Consider the following 19,889-nt stretch of genomic DNA (forward strand, 5'->3'; position numbering starts at 1 on the left):
ATCAACGAAGTGAAACTAAATATAAATAGAATAGAAAATATGAATAATCGTTTGAGCTGAATCTTTACTATCATTTTCTATCACTCTTTCGTTCAGTTTTTTAACACTACTACGGCGTCACTCAGGATGTCCACATTGAGAAACTATGCAAATAGTCGAGTACGATTGTCTGAAACATTGTCACAATTAGAACATGCACTTTTTACCTAGTATGTTTCAGGATTTTCTCCATTTTTCAACCTCCATCGAGAAAACAATTTAATGTAATCGCTTTCATAATAACACCAGTAAAGCTTGGAAGTTAGAACTATCTTTATGTTGTTTGGTAATATTCTTATTTGTTTAAGGGCTAACTACCCAATTCTTCACTTTTATTGGATCTGCGGAAAGAACAACTATGCGGGAAATCTCAAAAATGGCTGTCTTCGATTGCCACTGGAAAGGTGTAATAAATGTAAATGAGTCTCTTAAATCCATGCGGGATAACGGTGTTTCAACAGACAAGCCAGTCGAAGCCCTTACTATTTTCGATAACGCTGTCAAAGCAATGGACTCAACTGATTCCGCAACAAACAACGACAAAAACATCCGTTCAGCCTACGACTCAAGGACATACGCAGTAATCGCACACATTGACGCCGCATTCTTATAACACCTCAACAAAAAAATCTTGCTTCTCAATTCCTAGATCAGTACAATATAAGTATTCGCTTATATAAGTGTCGGAAGGAGGAGAAGAAGGAATGCAGTCACTGACGGATATTGCAGATGATTTGAAGCTCCTAGGAGATAAGACGCGATTGGCCATGCTTTCACTTTTGAAAGAACGGGAATGGTGCGTATGTGAATTCCTTGATATCTTTGATATTTCTCAGCCGGCGATTAGTCAGCATTTACGGAAATTGAAGAGTAGAGGGATCGTAAGGGAAAGTAAACGTGGACAGTGGGTACATTATTCGTTAAACGTTGAGGATAAACCTCATCTTAAGGCTGTTCTTCAACAGATGCCTAGTTCTGAATCGATATTGGCTGCACTGAATAAAGAAGCTAACGGACCATGCTGCGACTAAAATTTAGTTGTAGATTTTTTTAGACTATATATAACTATATAGTTATATGGTGATATAGGATGTATTCGTAGATTATGGGAGTGTTGAAAAAGATGTGGTTGTACAGTTCAGGAGGGATGGCACAGTGGCCATTCTAGCCATTCTTATTTTTTTAGTAACTTTAATCTTTGTAATCTGGCAACCCCGTAATTTATCGATTGGATGGTCGGCCTGCGGCGGTGCGATCATTGCTTTACTAGCTGGGGTAGTCAGCTTTAATGATGTTTTGGATGTAACACAGATGGTGTGGAATGCTACGTTGGCTTTTGTGGCCATTATCTTAATTTCTTTAATTCTAGACAGTATTGGATTTTTTGAATGGGCTGCTTTACATATGGCGCGAGCGGCACGGGGGAACGGAACACGAATGTTTGTGTACGTCATCGTTCTTGGTGCTTTGGTTTCTGCCTTTTTTGCGAATGATGGAGCGGCGCTTATTCTTACACCTATTGTGCTTGCGATGGTAAGGGCATTGAATTTTGATGAGAAAAAGGTATTTCCGTTCATTATCGCTAGTGGGTTTATTGCGGATACTACCTCGCTGCCGCTCGTGGTCAGCAATCTAGTCAATATTGTATCGGCTGACTTTTTCGGAATTACGTTTATGGAGTATGCGGGTAAGATGATTGTACCTACGCTATTTTCTTTGATAGCGAGTATCGTGGTGCTTTATTTCTTTTTTCGCAAAAGTATACCGAAGCAGTTTAATGACTCCCAGCTAAAAGATCCACAAGAGGCTATCAAAGATAAGAAGATGTTCCGTCTATCATGGTTTGTACTGGCGGTTCTTTTAGTCGGGTATTTTGTTAGTGAATTCTTGAATATTCCGGTATCTGTCGTTGCGGGTATAAGTGCGATTTCATTCCTGCTTCTGGCGAGAAGAAGCCCTTACGTGAAGGTGAAGGAAGTAATTACAGGAGCGCCATGGGCGATTGTGTTCTTCTCCATTGGGATGTATGTCGTGGTATATGGACTTCGGAATGCGGGTCTGACGGATTTACTCGCTAAGGCGATAGGAATGATTGCTGATCAGGGTCTATTCGCTGCAACCATGGGTATGGGTTTCATTGCTGCATTGATCTCATCATTGATGAATAATCTGCCAACCGTAATGATTGACGCACTGGCTATTGATGCAACGCATACTACTGGAATCATTAAAGAGGCATTAATATATGCAAATGTTATAGGTTCGGACCTAGGGCCTAAAATCACCCCGATAGGTTCACTTGCGACACTACTATGGCTCCATGTACTTTCGGCAAAAGGTGTGAAGATATCCTGGGGAACGTATTTTAAGACGGGTATTATATTAACTATTCCAACATTGTTCATCACACTTTTAGGGCTTTATCTGTGGTTGTTAATTACTTAATTTGAAAAGGGGAAGATCATAATGAACAAGAAAACGATTTATTTTTTGTGCACAGGGAACTCCTGTAGGAGCCAGATGGCTGAAGGCTGGGCGAAGCAATTTTTAGGGGAAGAATGGAGCGTGTACAGCGCTGGTATTGAAGCACATGGCCTAAATCCAAAAGCTGTACAAGCCATGAGCGAAGTAGGGATAGATATCACTGGTCAGACCTCGGATATAATCGATTCTAATCTGCTGAACAATGCTGATCTAGTCGTTACGTTGTGTGGGGATGCTGCGGATAAATGTCCAATGACACCTCCAAAGGTCAAACGGGAACACTGGGGCTTTGATGATCCGGCAAAAGCGCAAGGGAACGATGAAGAGAAGTGGGCAGTGTTCCAGCGTGTGCGTGACCAGATCGGAGAAAGAATCAAACAATTTGCAGAGACTGGAGAATAGTTAACGGGTGAAGCAACCCAATTTACTTAGGGTATTTTACGACAGGCCATTTCACTTTTCGTAAAGCATTCATAACCTCTGGTCCTACGTTCAGGTTACTTTGAACCAATTCATGGGGAGTTAGAGCCATCCATTGGTTCAGAGATACATCGGCAAATCGGTCACTTTTAAACATTTCAAGGAACCATAAGGAGTCGTCGCCTGTATTCTGAATATAATGTCCAAATGCAAAAGGGACATACCCGACATCGCCTGCTCTGTAATTGAAGGTACGTGCTACACCATTTCCAGCAAACACGGTCATGCGTCCTTTTCCAGCAAGATAATATTGCCATTCATCGTTATTCGGATGCCAGTGAAGCTCTCTCATCCCACCGGGTTCAATTTCTACTAATGCGGCAGCGACGGTTTTGGAGATCTGAAAGTTACTAGAATCGACAATTCTAACGCTCCCGCCGGGAGTCTTTAGCGGAGGTTGAGCCAGTAACGAATGTTTAAAGCTTTGCGGGATCTCTCCGTATGGAGGTTCTACCTTCTGACTTTGCAATGAACCGGGAACCTGATCCTGATAAATATAGACCTGTTCGTTGGGAATGGAGTCAAATGCAGCAGCAGGCACCCCGAAGTTAGCCGAAAGCACTTCTTTCGGAGTATGGGCAAACCAATCGGAAATGGACAAGGTATTCAGATCAGAAAAACTTCCATCGTCGAATACAAGCAGAAACTCACAGCCTTCTTCAAGACCTTGTATAGAGTGGGGGATACCCGGGGGGAAATACCATAGGTCACCAGGTCCTACATCTGCTATGAAGTTTCGACCATTTTGATCCACCGCTGTAATTCGAGCTCGACCTAACAGCATATAGGACCATTCTGCTTGTTGGTGCCAATGGAGTTCACGTACTCCGCCAGGGGTTAGGCTCATGTTTACGCCAGCTAGTGTTGTGGCGATGGGGAGGTCTCTGACCGTCACCTCTCTCGACCAGCCACCATGATTAAGCTGCATATGCGCATCGGAGAAAGAGAATTTTAAATTAGGGACGAGACCGGCATCGGTCACGGGAGGGACAAACATGTCCGGATTCTCCAAATCCCGCATAATATCACGTGGTCCTTTATCTAATCCCCCTGCGCCATCGCTTCGAATGGGCTGGGGGATATTTGTCTTTCTTGGCGAATCCTGTCCAGCATCGGTCATCCATCGTACTCCTTTCTTGATTCTAAATAACTCAATGAAAATATATGCGGAATCCTGTCTTTTATGATGAATAGCAAACGTGAAACAAGTTGACATGCGTAAAGGGATCATTGATTATTACTTATATAGGTGAAGGTTCTAGACGGAGTAGAGAGGGAGAGAGGTTTAGATGAATCATATTAAGGAGTCCTTACAACGATTAGGGAAGATAAGAGCATATGTCATAGGTCTATTAGTGATCCTGTTCGCCGCGGGTTCTGCGGTTACACCTACATCGGTGTCGGCGGCTGTCCAGTTAGGGACTCAGATAATGCCACTGTCATACGGGGGGTATTACGTCCTTTTTCCAGGTAAACTCGCTCCTTATTTTAAATCAGGTAAATTAATGGTGCCGATTCGGGCGTTCTCGAGTGCGATTGGTGCAGAATTGCTCTATGACGCATTAACGAATAGTGTTACTGTTTCGCTACTGGATCGATCGGTTGGGAAGATTAAAGCAGGGCAGCTAGAGGCAGAATTTAATGGGGAGACAGAAGATTCATTAGGGATCGCCCCAGAGATTAAGGATGGAATCCTGTTTGTTCCAGCATCCCCTATTCTAGAGGGGTTAAAGACATTTCGCTGGGAAACTCAGTTCAATAACGTGAATAAATTAACCCTTGGCATTGGCGCTAGGAAAGGGGAGGAATGGGCGAAGCCTGAGGCAGATCGTGCGCTTGCTCCTTATCCAGTGGAAACGACAGCACATCCTTATCCTTTATATCCTTTTGTGCTGACACAGGCTCAAGCTGGGAAAGACTACAGACTAACCTTAGGCGTGCAAAATACCTCCGGATTCGTCATCCCTGAAGGGAATGCGGAGCTGGAGCTGGTGAGTGTGGATCGTAAAGGGAATTCTTATCATCAAACGTTGAAGGGACCCGATTCGCTGACCTCCAAGGCAGCATCGTTATCTTTTTCCGTTTCCATTCCAGAAGAGGCTGAATACGTCATTTTTAGGTCACGTACATTGAGAGCGGATTAAGTATCATAGAGAGTTCTAACAAGATAGACAGAGAGCAGGTTAAGAAATAGATGACAGGTAATGAAGAACAGCGATATCGATTCAGTGAAGCACCCATTTGGGAATTGCAGCGGGCTTATTATGAAGAACAGGGATTAAAGGCTTGGAATAATGATCAGGTCCCGCAATATATTACGAGCAATCCTATGATTGCGACAGCATACGCAGAGATGATCTTCGGATTCCTGCAAGATCGGGCTGGACAAGGACATCTCTCTGAAACAGTTACCATACTGGAGCTGGGGGCAGGAGCGGGTCGATTAGCGTTCCATATCCTTAAGAAGCTATGCGAAATCATAGATTACGCAGGGACTCCGCTTCCTCCTTTTCGTTATGTGATGAGTGATTTACCCGCTAAAAATATAACCAGCTGGCAGCAGCACCCAAGCTTACTTCCATTCGTAAAGAAGGGGATACTGGATTTCGCACGTTTTGATGCTGTAGAGGATACTGAACTGCATTTAGTACACGCTAAGCTCAGCATTAGACCGGGTGATTTACAGCAGCCACTGCTGCTTGTAGCCAATTATTTTTTTGACAGTATCCCGCAGGAATTGATTTATGTGGATGAAGGAAAAATATATGAATGTGAGGTATCGATTCAGTATTCAGAGGAGGCAGATTCGGATAACCCCTCAGATGTACTCGGTACAATCATCCCGCAGTACCATTATCGCCGTGCGGCTAGTTACGAAGATCCGACCTACCCCTATCACGATGTTATAAAGCTCTACCAGCAGACGCTGGAGGATTCGCATATTCTGTTTCCAGTGGTGGGGCTTTCGTGTCTGGAGCGGCTTGCGAGGTTGTCTACAGAGGGGTTCGTACTCCTGACGGCGGATAAGGGAGATCACCGTATAGAGAATTGGCAATTTGCGGAGCCGCCGATGCTTATTCATCATGGAAGCTTCTCCTTAACGGCAAACTATCATGCGATTCAGCATATGTTGGACCAAAAAGGGGCGCACTCCTTATTTACCGCTCACCATTATAAAAACTTGAACATCGGATGTATTCTTATGCTGGATGCACCGATGAGCTATACGAACACTCGGTTAGGTTATAAACGGTTTATAGAGCGCTTTGGCCCGGATGATTTCTTCAGTATGAAGGAATGGATGGATCAGCAATTAGATACGATGGGGCTGCAGCAAATTTTGGCCTTTTGGCGCTTAGGTGGCTATGATGCAGAATGGTTTATCCATAGTGCTGAACAGATCTCGGAGCTGTTGCCGGATGCCAGTGATGAAGAAATGCTGGATCTTCAGCGTGGTATACAGTTGATGTGGACGGGCTACTATCCGATGGAACAGAGCTACGATCTATCGCTGGACGCTGGATTACTGCTGTATGAAATGGATAAGTTCGAGGAGGCGTTAGTCTACCTAGAGCGGTCTATGCATGCCAATACGGAAGATCCATTAGCATCTGTTCTTTATAGTATGGCGATTTGTAACTACGAGCTTGGAGCTGAAGCTGCTGCACTGGAATACGCGCATAAAGCTTTGGCTGTAGAGCCGGATAATGAAGTGGTTTTGGAACTGATAACGGCTCTGCGCGAGGAATAAAGCGTATGTTGAACTGTGACCCGAAAGATGGACACTTTGAAAAAAAGTGACCTCTTGCGAGTCACAGTTTTTTTAAAATCCTGTATCATTTCTTTTCTTTAATTAACAGGTTTGCCAGCTCTTGCGCATTCTTATCTTTTAAGTCCAGCATCTTTTCGCTATTGCTATCTTTAATGAGGAAGCCATTTTTAGTTTTGAAATCCATATAAAGGCTGAATCCGACGACTTCAGAATCAGCGTAAGTAACCGTCATTTGATAAGTTGGTGGACCACCCACATCAATAGCCCCGGGTACTTTTTTTGTAGTTCTTATAGTATCTTCGAAGATTTGAATGCTTTCACTGTCAGTATAAGTGATTTTCGTTGTTTCGGACACAAGGCTAACGCTGACGATCTCTTGCTTTGATCTGACTAATACAAATAATAAAATCAGCAAAATGATCAGCGAAAATGTAAGGATACTAATTCTTTTCATAAACTACCTCCAGAAATTGGAAACGACGTAACTTCACCAAATATATACCTCAATAATGGAATTTTCAATCTTTATTATCAATTAATAAGCACCATTTACACAGGACCATCTATTTGGTATCCTATACAAAATAATTAAACGCGATGACGAGAAGAGTAAATAAAATCATTCCTTCACAGAGAGCCCTGGATGATGAGAACGGGGTAAGGGATGTTTTATCGAAACAAGCCTCTGAGCGGCATATCGGAACCGGGCAAAGGGGATGGTATGACAGGAGCTCCTGTTATAGAGCTAGAGTATAAGCACTGCGTAACATGCATTGCCGTACTTGATGAGATTAATATGGCGACATATTAATGAACCTGGGGTGGTACCGCGAGAATTTCGTCCCCAAGACCATAAGTCTTGGAGATGAGGTTCTTTTTATTTTGCAGATCAATTATGCGGATATCACTTATAAACAGGAGGTAACACCAATGAACAACAATGGACCAGTAGTAATACCAGAAAGTTATATCGATAGATTAATTCAAGAAGAGCTCGAGGCTGGAACTTACAGTAGAGACATTTGCACCAGATTCCCACCGGAACCTAACGGATATCTCCATATTGGCAGTGCGTATGCCATTCACACGAACTATACGACTGCGAAGAAATATGGCGGGACATTTAATTTGCGGTTCGATGACACTAATCCTTTAAAAGAGGATCTGGAGTATGTAAATGCTATTCGCGAAGATATGCTATGGATGGGCTACCCACCGGACCATACTTTCTATGGATCAGACTATTCGGAAAAAATATACAATAGCGCAGTAATGCTAATCCGAAAAGGAAAAGCCTATGTCTGCGATTTATCACCTGAAGAGGTGACAGCTTATAGAGGTACGCTTACCGAGCCGGGAAAGAACAGTCCTTACCGGGAACGTTCTGTGGAAGAGAATTTGACCTTATTCACGGAAATGCGGAATGGAGTTTATCCGACTGGAGCCAGAGTATTACGCGCCAAAATAGATATGAGCTCACCTAATATCAATTTGCGTGACCCGATAATCTACCGGATCATCCATGCGGAGCATTATAGAACGGGCAACGATTGGTGCATCTATCCAATGTATGATTTTGCCCATCCTATTCAAGATGCTATCGAAGGGATTACACACTCCTTATGCTCGATTGAGTTCAAGGATCATCGACCACTGTATGAGTGGGTGCTGAATGAGCTGGATACCCCTGAGCCTCCAAAACAAAGGGAGTTTGGACGAGTAAACATCACTGGCGTCGTCACTAGCAAACGGTATATTAGACAACTGGTTACAGGACAATATGTGGACGGATGGGATGATCCAAGACTTCCAACACTTCGTGGACTGCGGAGAAGAGGTTTTACGCCTGAGAGTATTCGGAATTTTGTGAAGGAAATCGGATTTGTTAGACATAGCACCATTGTGGATATTGCCATGTTAGAGCATGCGCTTAGACAAGATTTGAAGGCGAAGGCTCCTAGCGTGATGGCCGTTCTCAAGCCCCTAAAAGTGGTCATTACTAACTATCCTGAGGATCAAAGCGAATGGCTGAAGATTGAGAATAACAGCGAGGATAAGACACTAGGGGAAAGAGAGGTTCCCTTTTCACGGACGCTCTATATTGAACAAGAGGATTTCATGGAGGAGCCGCCTAAAGGTTATCACAGGCTGACTATTGGTAATGAAGTAAGGCTGAAGGGTGCTTATTTCTTGAAGTGTAATGAAGTAATCAAGAATGAAGCAACCGGAGAAATCCTTGAGCTTCGCTGCACCTACGATCCGAGAACGAAGAGTGGAAGTGGATTTAATGAACGCAAGGTCAAGGCAACTATTCATTGGGTATCGGCAGAACATGCGATCAAAGCAGATGTTCATCTATACGAGCGGCTGCTAAAAGATAACGACGGACCTAAAGAAGACGATGAGGGCTGGGACGCGTATCTTAATCCAGATTCCTTAACAATTCTGAAGGATTGCTTGCTGGAGCCTTCCATGGAAAGTGCACTTCCAGAAGATAAATTTCAATTCATCCGGCATGGATTCTTCTGTGTGGATAAAAAGTATAGCACAGCTGATAAGCTGGTCCTGAATCGAATTGTACCGCTGAAGGACACATGGAAGAAAAATTCGTAATTCACAGCACATTCTTTCTCCACAACTTTTCTTTATGATAAAGAGGTCATATTGAATTCTAGGAGGTAATGCTATGAATTGGGCTTGGTTAGTCACTTTGATTTGTCCCTTAATGATGATATTTATGATGTTTGGACTGGGCGGGAAACACGGACATGGACATGGATCGAGAAAGCAAGCATCAGCTGATTATCAGGAGCTTCAGAAAGAGCTGAATGATCTGAAAATGCAGAACGAACAAATGAGAAAAGATATTCAAAGTTTAACTTCATAAAAGGGTCGTAATCATGGACTTAGGAGCTAAAGCTGGGCGAAGAACGGGTAATTCCGGATCATCGTCTAGCTTTTTTGTTGATCAGAAGTGTATAAGCATATGAAAATCATGAATGAAACATATTTACATTTTTCAGAAATGAGCATATACTTTAAATATAAGTTGCACAGAGGAAACTTTCATGTATATAGACAACTTTTTCTGGCATGAGGAGGAATTGAGATGTTAGAACAAACTTTAGTTGAACAACCACATATAAAACAACATAAGAACTCCATTTCAGCGCAAGCCGTACTTAATGGGGAGACAAAAGGAATAAAAAGATTACTTCCTTTCTTAGGCCCAGCATTTATCGCTGCTGTTGCTTATCTGGATCCAGGTAATTTTGCCACCAACATTACGGCGGGTTCAAAATATGGCTACCTCTTATTATGGGTGATAGTGGCCTCGAATTTAATGGCCGTTCTTATTCAGGCGTTATCCGCCAAGCTGGGTATTGCTACAGGCAAGAACTTACCTGAGATCGCTCATGATCGATTTCCGAAGAGTGTATCGATCTTCTTATGGATTCAAAGTGAATTGGTGATTATTGCAACGGATCTAGCGGAGTTTATCGGGGCGGCTTTAGGACTATATCTATTGTTTGATATACCTATGCTGCCTGCAGCAATGATCACTGCCGTTGGTTCTTTTGCTATCTTAGAGCTTCAGCGCCGGGGCTACCGCTCACTTGAGGCCGGAATTGCTGCAATGATTCTTATTGTCGTTTTAGCATTCGCATTTCAAGTTATTGTAGCTAAACCAGATATGGGTGCTGTTGCTGTAGGCATGTTTACACCCAAGTTTGAAGGGGTGGATAGCATCCTTTTGGCCGCAGGAATTCTAGGTGCAACAGTGATGCCACATGCGATTTATTTACATTCATCACTTACTCAGAATCGTATCGTAGGAGTAAATGAAGCGGAGAAGAAACAAATCTTTAAACTGGAATTCATAGATATTATCATTGCGATGATTATTGCAGGTGCAGTGAATCTGGCGATGGTGATTGTCTCGGCGGCATTGTTTTTCAAAAATGGGCTGGTGGTTGAGGATCTGGATGTCGCGTTTCAGCAATTTAGTCACTTAGCTGGGCCAGTAACAGCGATCTCGTTTGGGTTAGGACTACTTATTGCGGGACTATCGAGTTCGTCTGTAGGAACTATGGCTGGTGATGTCGTGATGCAAGGCTTCATCAACAAAAGAATTAACCTGTATTTACGTCGTGCGATTACGATTATTCCACCTTTGGCTATCATCGGCTTTGGTGTAAATCCAACGAAGGCACTCGTTATCAGTCAGGTGATCTTGTCCTTTGGGATTGCATTTGCCCTGGTACCACTGGTTATGTTTACAAGCAATCGTCAGATTATGGGCGGGTTAGTGAATCGTAAGATGACAGCTGCTCTTGGGTGGATCATCTCCGGTCTGGTTGTATCGTTAAACTTGTTTTTGGTCTATCAAATGTTTGTATAAGCGCAGCTAAAGAGCTCGGCTCACGGATCTCCTCAGGTCATACTTGAGGGATACCCTGGGCCGGGCTTTTTATATATGGATCCTGTTTTATTTAAAATAATCGGCTACGCCATCGGCGATCGCTTTAGCCGCTTTTTTCTGATAGGAGGACTTGCGGACAAGGGCCTCGTCTGTAGGATTGGTAAGAAATCCAAGCTCAACTAAAGTAGCTGGAATTCTATTCTCCCTCAGGATGTGGTAATCACCAAAGGACAACCCGTTGCTCTTTAGACCGATGCCTTGCCCCAGCCGGGTTTCAATCGACCGTGCCAGCCTCAGATCATCTGATTCGGAATAAAAGAAGGTTAGTGTCCCGGACACTTTTTTTGGAGAAGAATTATAATGTATGCTTACAAATGCATCTGCATTCAGCGCCTCACTCATCTGAACACGCCGAGCGAGCGTAGGCTTCTGATCTTCCCGAGTACGCGTCATCTCTACCCGTGCACCTTTAGCTACAAGGGCATCGCGAACATAAAATGCTGTTTGCAGATTCAAATCCTTTTCCATGGTGTTATATGTAGTGCCGAGCATCCCCGGATCACTGCCGCCATGACCAGGATCCACGACGATTAACTTTCCTCGCAGATTACCTGTGCGCGAGGTGGACTTTGTGCTGCTCGTGCTGCTTACTGAAGTGCCACTTCGAATATATTGCTCAGCGACCCATCCGATATTACCGTTAGCAGTTCGAATTCGTGCCCAATCGTTCTGATGAAGGAGAAGGGCAACCGTATCCTGAGCCTTTAAAGAACCGAGCACCTTATATTGTGTTCCCGGACCGCTTCGGATGCGCAAGGAGTCAGCTGTAACTGTAGCCTTTGTGGTTCTACTCGAAGCGCTGGTCGAGGTGGAGGTAGTACTGGTGTTGGAAGTAACAGATGTTCGAGAAGCGCTTGTTTGCTGGGAGTTGCTGTTCACCTTTTTAAGGTAATAGCCCGCTACCCAGCCAGAGGTGTTCCCCGTCTTAACCTTTAACCACCCGTGCTGATCCTCAGTAACAGTTACCTTTGCTCCGTTCTTAATAGATCCCACAACAGTTGCATTCTTTGCTGGCTCATTGCGTACATTTAAAGAACTCGCGTATACCTGAGCAGTATAACCACCCGTGGTTGTCTTAGCTTCAGCAGGTTGTGGCGCTGCCGTACCTAAAAGGCATGCCGCAAGTAGTGTGACACCTATCATTTTGTTCATAGTATCCTCGCTTTTTCAAAGTAGTCGTAATTTTTTACCCACTTTACGAGGTTTAGAATAATTTTTTTAGAAGTTTTTGAGAACTTGGCCTCTATTCCGGTGGTCTAAAGACTTGTATAATTATTACATATTGGAAAGGATGAAGGAGCACTGCCGTGACTAAACCAAAGCTATTCATTGGATCTTCCAGGGAATCCATACGTTATGCAAGAGCGATTCATGAGCAGCTGAAGAGGGATGCTGAAGTACATCCTTGGTATGCCAATGCCTTTCGTGCGAATGAATATACGATGGAGGCACTGGAGAGAAATTTGGATGAAAGTGATTTTGCTGTATTTGTGTTCTCGCCTGATGATGTCGCCAAAATACGCGGTAAATTTTATTATGTGACCCGCGATAATACGGGATTTGAGATGGGTTTGTTTTGGGCTAGATTACGACGCAGTCGTGTGTTTTGCCTAGTTCCAGACCAGGTTACTGCCCGTGACGATTTGATCCCTGGAGAAAACGTGGAAGAGTATCATCTGCTATCTGATTTGTCTGGGATTACGTCTTTAGAGTATGAAGTGCATCATGATAATCCTACGGCTGCTGTGGATGTAAGCTGTGGTAAGATTATCGATAGTATTCAAGAGCGCGGTAGATTTAGTGACCCGGTTAAAGATTTAGAGCAGCTAAAGATGGATTTAAGGCGCAAAGAGAGTATCCTTCATTTTTTTTGGCAATATAATAGTAATGTGACCATCTCTGGAGATGGAGAGAAGTATCACGCACTCAGTGAGGCGATACGCAATTCCTTTTTACCTCCGAAGCATTGTCGTGTGATCGGTGCTGCTATCTGGCAGGCTCAAGAGAACGAACGGCTTGTGCAGGTGGGGGGGAATGTCGGACGTGGTCACTCTTATTCCTTAACAGTAACGAAAGAGAATGAGAAGCAGCCTAGTGTGGTGGATGCATTTTTATCGAGTAAATGGACTTTTTTTCAACGCACGGAAGTTGCGGAGGTATATATCCTATGCTATCCTCTAGGTAAGAAGTATGTTCTTTCCGTACATTTTTCAGGAAGTGATGGATTATCTGCGGATGGTCTTAAGGCGGTAGTTGGGAATAATCAGGATTTATTCCGTACCATCAATCATTTAGTAGGGGAGGATTCAGCATGAAGAGAATAAAGGGTATTAACAACTTATCCGGTGCTGTTCTCCGATCTGCAAGTGGTGGAAGCAGGAGTGCAGGAGATAAGAATACCACAAGTAATTCAGGTTCAAGCCATTCCGCTCAGCAGCCAGCTTCAACTAAGATTTATACTGCACCTTCTCTGGACGGTGGGGACGATGAATATAAGAAGCTTATTAGTGGGAAGGTAGATAATAATAAACCATCCTTTGCGTAACAAGCATAAGGGGCTATCTCAACAGTAGTGAATCTACTTAAGGGATAGCTTCTTTTTTTGAGTAAAGGTAAGGATCGATCAAGGGTATAAGCAGCACGATTTAGCTTAACGATGCGGACGGTTGACTAATCAGTAACATAGCTGGCGAATAAACCTGCAAGAATACAATTTTTAATGATACGAGGATGGCTAAATCAATGATTCCTGCTAGGCTGCAGTTATTCTTGCTTCTGAAGAGGTCTTTAAAACATAAGTGAAGATATACCTGTAGATTCGCAGCTTTTGGACATAATGAAGAGGATATCTATATAAAAAGTTATATTTTTGCAGGCATTCTTAGTTCTGCGAACGGACTGTTATTCTAATCGCTTGCTCATAACATGCTGGAGCAAGTCGCAGTGGAGCAATAACACGAAATAGCGCTACTCCACGGAAGGGAGAAGCGCTACTTTGTTTACTGGGACAACCTCTCAGTTCTAACGGCTGTTCTTCTTGGCAATCTCGCGCCGCACAACAGGGGCAACCTCTGTTGCCAATAGTTCAATGGCCTTGGTTACCTTGGCGTAAGGAAGCCCGCCGATATCGAGCTGAGTCATAAAGCGGCTATGGCCGAACAGCTCATGCTGATAGAGAATTTTCTCAATAATTTGCTGCGGGCTGCCCACAGCCATCGTGTTATCAGCAGATACATATTGCCCAAAGTCGTCACGAGACACTTTGTATTCTTGTCCAGGTTTTGGACTGATGGAATTCCGGTAACTATAGTAATATGGGTAATATTCATCCAGCGCCTGCTGTGAGGTTTCGGCAATGTAGCCGTGGCTAGTAATTGCAATCTTTAGATCCTCAGGTGCATGCCCTGCCAGAATTCCGGCGCGTCGATAAGTTGCGGCAAGCTCTTGGAAAGGCTCTGGACTGCCGCTAAGAATGGCGATGGCCATTCCGGTTCCAAGTGTTCCAGCTTTCTCCGCGCTTTCAGGAGAACCGCCTACGCCAATCCATACAGGAAGTCTTTGCTGAAGAGGGCGTGGAGCAATCTCAGAATCCTTCAGGGGTGAACGGAAGGAGCCCTCCCAGTTCATAATTTCATGCTTGTTAAGCTCCAAAAGCAGATTGATATTCTCGGTGAATAGTCGATGATAGTCTTCAAGTTCATACCCGAAGAGCGGAAAAGATTCCACAAAAGCACCACGTCCCGCAATAATCTCTGCGCGGCCATTCGACAGTAAATCAAGTGTGGCGAAATCCTCGAACACGCGAACGGGATCAATGGTGCTTAATACGGTGGTGGCGCTCGTCAGCTTGATTCTACGAGTAACCTGAGAGATGGCTGCCAGAACGACTGGAACCGAAGAAATTGCAAAATCAAGTCGGTGATGCTCACCTACACCAAATACATCAAGCCCTGCTTCATCTGCTAGCTTGGCCGCAGCTACAACTTCGTCGAGTCGTTGTTTTGGGCTAATCTTATTACCGTTATGACAATCAGCTACAATGTCTCCTAAGGTGTAGATACCGAATTCAAAATCGGATGCTGGTGCTGTGGTTACCTCGTTACTCATGATCACAAACCCCTTGTTATTCATATATTTGATAAAGCTTGTTCGTTTATGGAGGATTGTGATTATTATAACACAACAACTTACAAATTGTAAGTTTATGAGTAAATGTTTTTGTAGGATGAAATTAAAATTATCGATGCGAAAAAAACAAATCTACTTTATGATTAATAGGTTATAAATTTAATAGATCACTTAGAAGGACCGGAGGATATCATGGAACAGCAAGCGATTTGGGCAATAGGTATTTTTCTACTGATTTATGGACTGATTATTTCTGAGAAAATTCATCGTACGATCTTAGCGATGTTAGGTGCTATTGTTATGGTAGCGATGGGTATTGTCGATCAGGAGACGGCACTGCATCACATTGATTTTAATACCCTTGGACTACTTGTAGGGATGATGATGATTGTAGGGATTACTGCAGAGACAGGACTCTTTAAATATGCGGCTGTGAAATCAGCTAAGCTAGCGAAAGGGAAACCGAGACGGATACTGATTGCCTTGTTTGTTATTACTGCAATTGCTTCAGCTTTCTTGGATAATGTTACGACAGTGCTGTTAATGGTACCCGTTACTTTCAGTATTACAAGGCAACTACGAATTCATCCGCTACCTTTTTTGATGTCACAAATTATCGCATCGAATGTCGGTGGAACGGCAACATTGATTGGAGATCCGCCTAATATTATGATTGGCAGTGCTGTGAAAGAGCTGACGTTTATGTCTTTTATCAATAATCTGGCACCTGTGATTATCATCATTATGTTGGCGTATATCCCACTTCTACTACTGATGTTTGGTAAACAAATTAAATCCACTCCGGAATTGCAGAAGAGCATCATGGACATGGATGAGAAGGCAATGATTACGGATCATAAGCTGATGCGAAAATGTTTGATTGTACTCGGAATTACGATTGCAGGGTTCTTTTTACATCAGACGCTACATTTGGAGTCCGCTACAGTTGCCTTAGCAGGCGCTTTTTTACTGCTCTTACTAACCGGGGGAGAGCACATGCTGGAAAAAGCTTTTCGTAGTGTGGAATGGATTACGATATTCTTTTTTGTTGGACTGTTTGTTCTGGTATCCGGGCTCGTTGAGACGGGTGTCATCGCGGAGCTGGCTGCCAAGGCGATTGAATTAACGGGTGGGGACGTTCTCATGAGCTCGATGATGATCTTATGGGTAAGTGCGATTGCCTCTGCGTTTCTTGATAATATTCCTTTTGTAGCAACGATGATTCCTTTAATTCAGGAGATGGGGCAGATGGGGATCACCAATCTGGAGCCCCTCTGGTGGAGTTTGGCCTTGGGTGCTTGCTTGGGTGGCAATGGTACATTGATCGGTGCCAGTGCCAATCTGATCGTTGCTGGTCTTGCTGGTAAAGAGGGCTACCCGATTACGTTCATGAAGTATTTGAAGGTGGGTTTCCCTTTAATGCTGCTGTCTATTGTGATCTCAAGCGTATATTTGTATTTAAGATATCTGATGTGAACAAACAGAGGTATTGCGCATGTATAAGCGCAATACCTCTGTTTTTTTGTAAATATAAATGATTCGCTTAACGCACCCGATGTTGAAGATCAATCAAAGCTTAGGCTACTAGCTGGTTCTCAGTTACTATATGATGACGCGCAGATTCAATTAGATACTGCGCCCGTGAACAACCTCCTTGCTTAGATGCAAGGGGGTGTTCGCGTTGTTCATTAATGTGAGTAGGATGTATAATTTTACATTTTATAATTGATAATACTAGGAAAAAAAGTCCGAGAGGAGCCAGGCTAGTGAATGGGCTGCAACGGGAGAATCATGAAGAACTACTTATTCACTTAGATCAAAATATGCAGGCCATTCAGAACAGGCTGGGATATAGTTCAGACATCGTTACGCGCTACATTGAACATGATCAGGGACAGATAGCGATTGTATATCTTGATGGGCTAACCGATAGCAAGACGATTAACGATTTCATATTGAAATCCATCATGGAGCAACGTGGTTTTGACCCTCATCAGTCATCGATGCCGCCTCAATCCTTGTTCCGAATGATTCAGAACTATGGGATCGCGATCGGCAACCTACAAGTCTACACTCACATTCAAGACGTCGTTGGAGAAATTCTTGGGGGAAACACGGCGATTCTGGTGAATGGGTACTCCCAGGCGTTAGTTAGTAGCACGCAAGGTGGTGACAAAAGAGCGGTAAGCGAGCCGACTTCGCAAGCGACCGTAAGAGGTCCCAAGGACAGCTTTACGGAATCCCTCGTGACGAATCTGACGTTGGTAAGACGGCGTATCAAAAGCGAATCACTGCATTTTGAGTCGTTAAAGCTCGGAGAACATACGAAAACGGAAATTCGTGTTGCATATATGCGCGATATTGCAGAAGAAAGTATGGTGCAGGATATCCGAATGAGATTGCAGCAGATTGAGCTGGATGGAGTGTTGGAATCGGGATATCTCGAAGAGTATTTAATAGATCATCCCTATTCCCCTTTCCCCCTCATCTATAACACGGAAAGACCGGATACCGTAGCAGGCAGCTTGCTGGATGGCAGAGTAGCGATCTTTGTTGATGGAACACCGCATGTATTGATCGCACCAGTCAGCTTTTTTCAATTTATTCAGAGCGCGGAGGATTACTACCAACGCTTTTATTTCTCATCCATTCTTCGGATGCTCCGGTTAGTTTCATTTCTTATGTCTTTCCTTACACCAGCACTTTACGTGGCAGCAATAACATTTCATCATGCGATGATTCCAACACCACTCATTATTAGCTTTGCATCTCAATCGGAGAATGTCCCTTTTCCAGCGATTATCCAAGCCTTCATTCTCATCGCAGCACTAGAAATATTATATGAAGCGGGGATTCGGATGCCGAAAGTGATTGGTTCTGCGATCTCTATCGTTGGTGCGTTAGTGATGGGGGAAGCTGCTGTGCAGGCGGGGTTCGTGGCTTCTTCTATGGTAATTGTGATATCCATGACGGCGATCACGACGTTTGCCTTACCCTCGTACAATTTAGGTATTACAGCCCGTCTGTTCCGAGTGGTTTTTCTTGTGCTCGGTGCTACGTTTGGTTTTTTCGGCGTGTTATTAGGTTTATTCTGCGTAGTCGGCCATATGAGTCATTTGAGTTCCTTCGGGTATCCATACCTCACATCCTATGCACCCAATGTTCCCGAGGATCATAAAGATGCGATCTTTCGAGCTCCCCTGTGGAAATTCCGAACGCGTCCAGTAGGGCTTGCCCAGAATAGACGAAAGAAGAGCTAGTCTATCACGGAACATGCGCGAATAAGAAGGAGTCGGAGCCGTGAAGAAGTCGTGGATCGTTCATATTGTACTTATCGGTCTCTCTATTTTGTGTGGGGGTTGCTGGGATCAGACCGAACTCAAAGAAGTGGCTTTGTGTGTCGCGATGTCGATTGAACAAACACCTGATCAGCAATTTTTGTTATCTTTTCAGGTAATTAACCCGGGATCGATCGTAGAGGGTCAGCAAGGTGGTGGTGGAGGAACGTCCAGTGTCACCACGTATAAGAGCACTGGAGTATCTGTTGCGGAAGCTTCGCGTAAAGTTACGATGCAGTTGTCCCGTAAAATGCTATTTTCACATATGTCGGTCATCGTTATTGATAGCGAAATCGCCAAGCAAGGGATTAAAAAAATATTTGACGTCTTCCTGCGGGATCATGAAATGCGCATGCAGACGAACGTGATCATTTCACGTGATGTGCCGGCCTCGAAATTATTGAAGCTTGTCACGACCATGGAGAGAATTCCAGCGAATCAACTTTCACAGCAGTTAATCTTAGTTGAGAAGTTATGGGGGGAGACACACCATATCCAAATCGATGAAGTTATTCGACAATTGGCACATCATGGAAAAGAACTTACCGTTGGTGGCGTAAGCATTGCAGGCGATCAAGATAAGCTAGACAAACGAGATAACACGGATACGATTCAGCCAGCGTCGACATTAATTACCAAGGGAATTGCGATCTTCGATGGGGATAAACTCTGGAGTTGGCTGGATCAAGAGAAAGCTCGAGGATATTTGTGGACACAAAAGACGATGAAGCGCACAGCATTGAGAACGGATTGTAAAGGGCAAAAAGATGGGTTGACGATCGATATCAATCGCGAGAAATCATCATTGCGTGTCATCAAGCGTAATAACCGCTATGTGTTGCATGTGCATATTCAAACTTCCGGATCCATTAGAGAATTAGGCAAATGCTCGAATGAACGCCTTGAGAATGCATTCCTGCTGAAGCTGGAGAAGCAGGTTGGTAAACAGATCCAAGATGAAATCGAGAATACGCTCATTGCTTTACAACAGCAGAAGTTAGATGCTTTTGGGTTTGGAGCTTCTATCGATCGTATGGATCGGAAGGAGTGGAGAAGAATTGAGGACCAATGGCCTGAGCTATTTCGTACAGCAGAGCGGGATGTTCGGGTTGAAATGTCCATAGGGAACACAGGAATGACCATTAATCCGACGCAAGTCGAATAG

Annotated in this window: 17 protein-coding genes and 1 other annotated feature; of the genes, 13 read left to right on the forward strand and 4 right to left on the reverse strand. The window is 43.9% G+C overall.

The window, feature by feature from the left end:
• Positions 1-743 precede the first annotated feature (743 nt).
• From NSS67_RS06365 to arsC, 3 genes are all read left to right on the forward strand, one after another.
• A complete protein-coding gene (locus NSS67_RS06365; protein WP_339318786.1) occupies positions 744-1,070 on the forward strand; it encodes a metalloregulator ArsR/SmtB family transcription factor in 327 nt (108 codons plus the stop codon).
• 124 nt (positions 1,071-1,194) lie between these two features.
• The gene (locus NSS67_RS06370; protein WP_339318787.1) at positions 1,195-2,484 is read left to right on the forward strand and encodes an arsenic transporter; all 1,290 of its coding nucleotides are present in this window, start codon (positions 1,195-1,197) and stop codon (positions 2,482-2,484) included.
• A 21-nt stretch (positions 2,485-2,505) separates the two neighbouring features.
• Positions 2,506-2,925 (forward strand): arsenate reductase (thioredoxin), encoded by a 420-nt coding sequence (arsC, locus tag NSS67_RS06375; protein ID WP_339318788.1) that lies wholly within the window; start codon positions 2,506-2,508, stop codon positions 2,923-2,925.
• A gap of 22 nt (positions 2,926-2,947) precedes the next feature.
• Here arsC and NSS67_RS06380 read toward each other — a convergent pair whose 3' ends face one another.
• Positions 2,948-4,123 (reverse strand): oxalate decarboxylase family bicupin, encoded by a 1,176-nt coding sequence (locus tag NSS67_RS06380; protein WP_339318789.1) that lies wholly within the window; start codon positions 4,121-4,123, stop codon positions 2,948-2,950.
• Positions 4,124-4,292: 169 nt separating this feature from the next.
• Here NSS67_RS06380 and NSS67_RS06385 point away from each other — a divergent pair, with 169 nt between their 5' ends.
• Both NSS67_RS06385 and NSS67_RS06390 read left to right on the forward strand, forming a co-directional pair.
• Complete coding sequence (locus NSS67_RS06385) at positions 4,293-5,147, forward strand: copper amine oxidase N-terminal domain-containing protein (RefSeq protein WP_339318790.1); 855 nt, start codon at positions 4,293-4,295, stop codon at positions 5,145-5,147.
• Positions 5,148-5,197: 50 nt separating this feature from the next.
• A complete protein-coding gene (locus tag NSS67_RS06390; RefSeq protein ID WP_339318791.1) occupies positions 5,198-6,754 on the forward strand; it encodes a tetratricopeptide repeat protein in 1,557 nt (518 codons plus the stop codon).
• Between the two features lie 85 nt (positions 6,755-6,839).
• Here the strand turns inward: NSS67_RS06390 and NSS67_RS06395 are convergent, their stop codons facing one another.
• Positions 6,840-7,229, reverse strand: coding sequence for a hypothetical protein (locus NSS67_RS06395; RefSeq protein ID WP_339318792.1), 390 nt, complete (start codon positions 7,227-7,229; stop codon positions 6,840-6,842).
• A 134-nt stretch (positions 7,230-7,363) separates the two neighbouring features.
• Positions 7,364-7,624 (forward strand) — a binding site (T-box leader).
• Between the two features lie 81 nt (positions 7,625-7,705).
• Between NSS67_RS06395 and NSS67_RS06400 the strand changes: the two genes are divergently transcribed.
• The 3 genes from NSS67_RS06400 (at position 7,706) to NSS67_RS06410 (ending at position 11,177) form a co-directional block, all read left to right on the forward strand.
• The gene (locus NSS67_RS06400) at positions 7,706-9,388 is read left to right on the forward strand and encodes a glutamine--tRNA ligase/YqeY domain fusion protein (RefSeq protein ID WP_339318793.1); all 1,683 of its coding nucleotides are present in this window, start codon (positions 7,706-7,708) and stop codon (positions 9,386-9,388) included.
• 73 nt (positions 9,389-9,461) lie between these two features.
• Positions 9,462-9,662 carry a DUF2933 domain-containing protein gene (locus NSS67_RS06405; RefSeq protein ID WP_339318794.1) on the forward strand — a complete coding sequence of 67 codons (201 nt, stop codon included), beginning with the start codon at positions 9,462-9,464 and terminating at the stop codon, positions 9,660-9,662.
• A gap of 222 nt (positions 9,663-9,884) precedes the next feature.
• A complete protein-coding gene (locus NSS67_RS06410; protein ID WP_339318795.1) occupies positions 9,885-11,177 on the forward strand; it encodes an Nramp family divalent metal transporter in 1,293 nt (430 codons plus the stop codon).
• An 87-nt stretch (positions 11,178-11,264) separates the two neighbouring features.
• On the opposite strand, the gene NSS67_RS06415 is transcribed toward NSS67_RS06410, so the two are convergent.
• Positions 11,265-12,410 (reverse strand): N-acetylmuramoyl-L-alanine amidase, encoded by a 1,146-nt coding sequence (locus NSS67_RS06415; protein ID WP_339318796.1) that lies wholly within the window; start codon positions 12,408-12,410, stop codon positions 11,265-11,267.
• Positions 12,411-12,565: 155 nt separating this feature from the next.
• On the opposite strand from NSS67_RS06415, the gene NSS67_RS06420 reads away from it, so the two are divergent.
• Positions 12,566-13,573 carry a TIR domain-containing protein gene (locus tag NSS67_RS06420; RefSeq protein ID WP_339318797.1) on the forward strand — a complete coding sequence of 336 codons (1,008 nt, stop codon included), beginning with the start codon at positions 12,566-12,568 and terminating at the stop codon, positions 13,571-13,573.
• Entirely contained in the window at positions 13,570-13,803 is a 234-nt protein-coding gene (locus NSS67_RS06425) for a hypothetical protein (protein WP_339318798.1), read from the forward strand. Before NSS67_RS06420 ends, NSS67_RS06425 begins: the two co-directional genes overlap by 4 nt.
• A 476-nt stretch (positions 13,804-14,279) precedes the next feature.
• Here NSS67_RS06425 and NSS67_RS06430 read toward each other — a convergent pair whose 3' ends face one another.
• Positions 14,280-15,365: an LLM class flavin-dependent oxidoreductase gene (locus NSS67_RS06430; protein ID WP_339318799.1), complete on the reverse strand. Its 1,086-nt coding sequence runs from the start codon at positions 15,363-15,365 to the stop codon at positions 14,280-14,282.
• Between the two features lie 213 nt (positions 15,366-15,578).
• On the opposite strand from NSS67_RS06430, the gene NSS67_RS06435 reads away from it, so the two are divergent.
• The 3 genes from NSS67_RS06435 (at position 15,579) to NSS67_RS06445 (ending at position 19,889) form a co-directional block, all read left to right on the forward strand.
• Complete coding sequence (locus NSS67_RS06435) at positions 15,579-16,862, forward strand: ArsB/NhaD family transporter (protein WP_339318800.1); 1,284 nt, start codon at positions 15,579-15,581, stop codon at positions 16,860-16,862.
• Between the two features lie 290 nt (positions 16,863-17,152).
• Positions 17,153-18,646, forward strand: a complete 1,494-nt coding sequence (locus NSS67_RS06440; protein WP_339318801.1) for a spore germination protein — start codon at positions 17,153-17,155, stop codon at positions 18,644-18,646.
• Between the two features lie 40 nt (positions 18,647-18,686).
• On the forward strand, positions 18,687-19,889 hold the full coding sequence (locus tag NSS67_RS06445; RefSeq protein ID WP_339318802.1) for a Ger(x)C family spore germination protein: 1,203 nt from the start codon (positions 18,687-18,689) through the stop codon (positions 19,887-19,889).

The sequence above is a fragment of the Paenibacillus sp. FSL R10-2734 genome (assembly GCF_037963865.1).
Lineage (GTDB): Bacteria > Bacillota > Bacilli > Paenibacillales > Paenibacillaceae > Paenibacillus_AQ.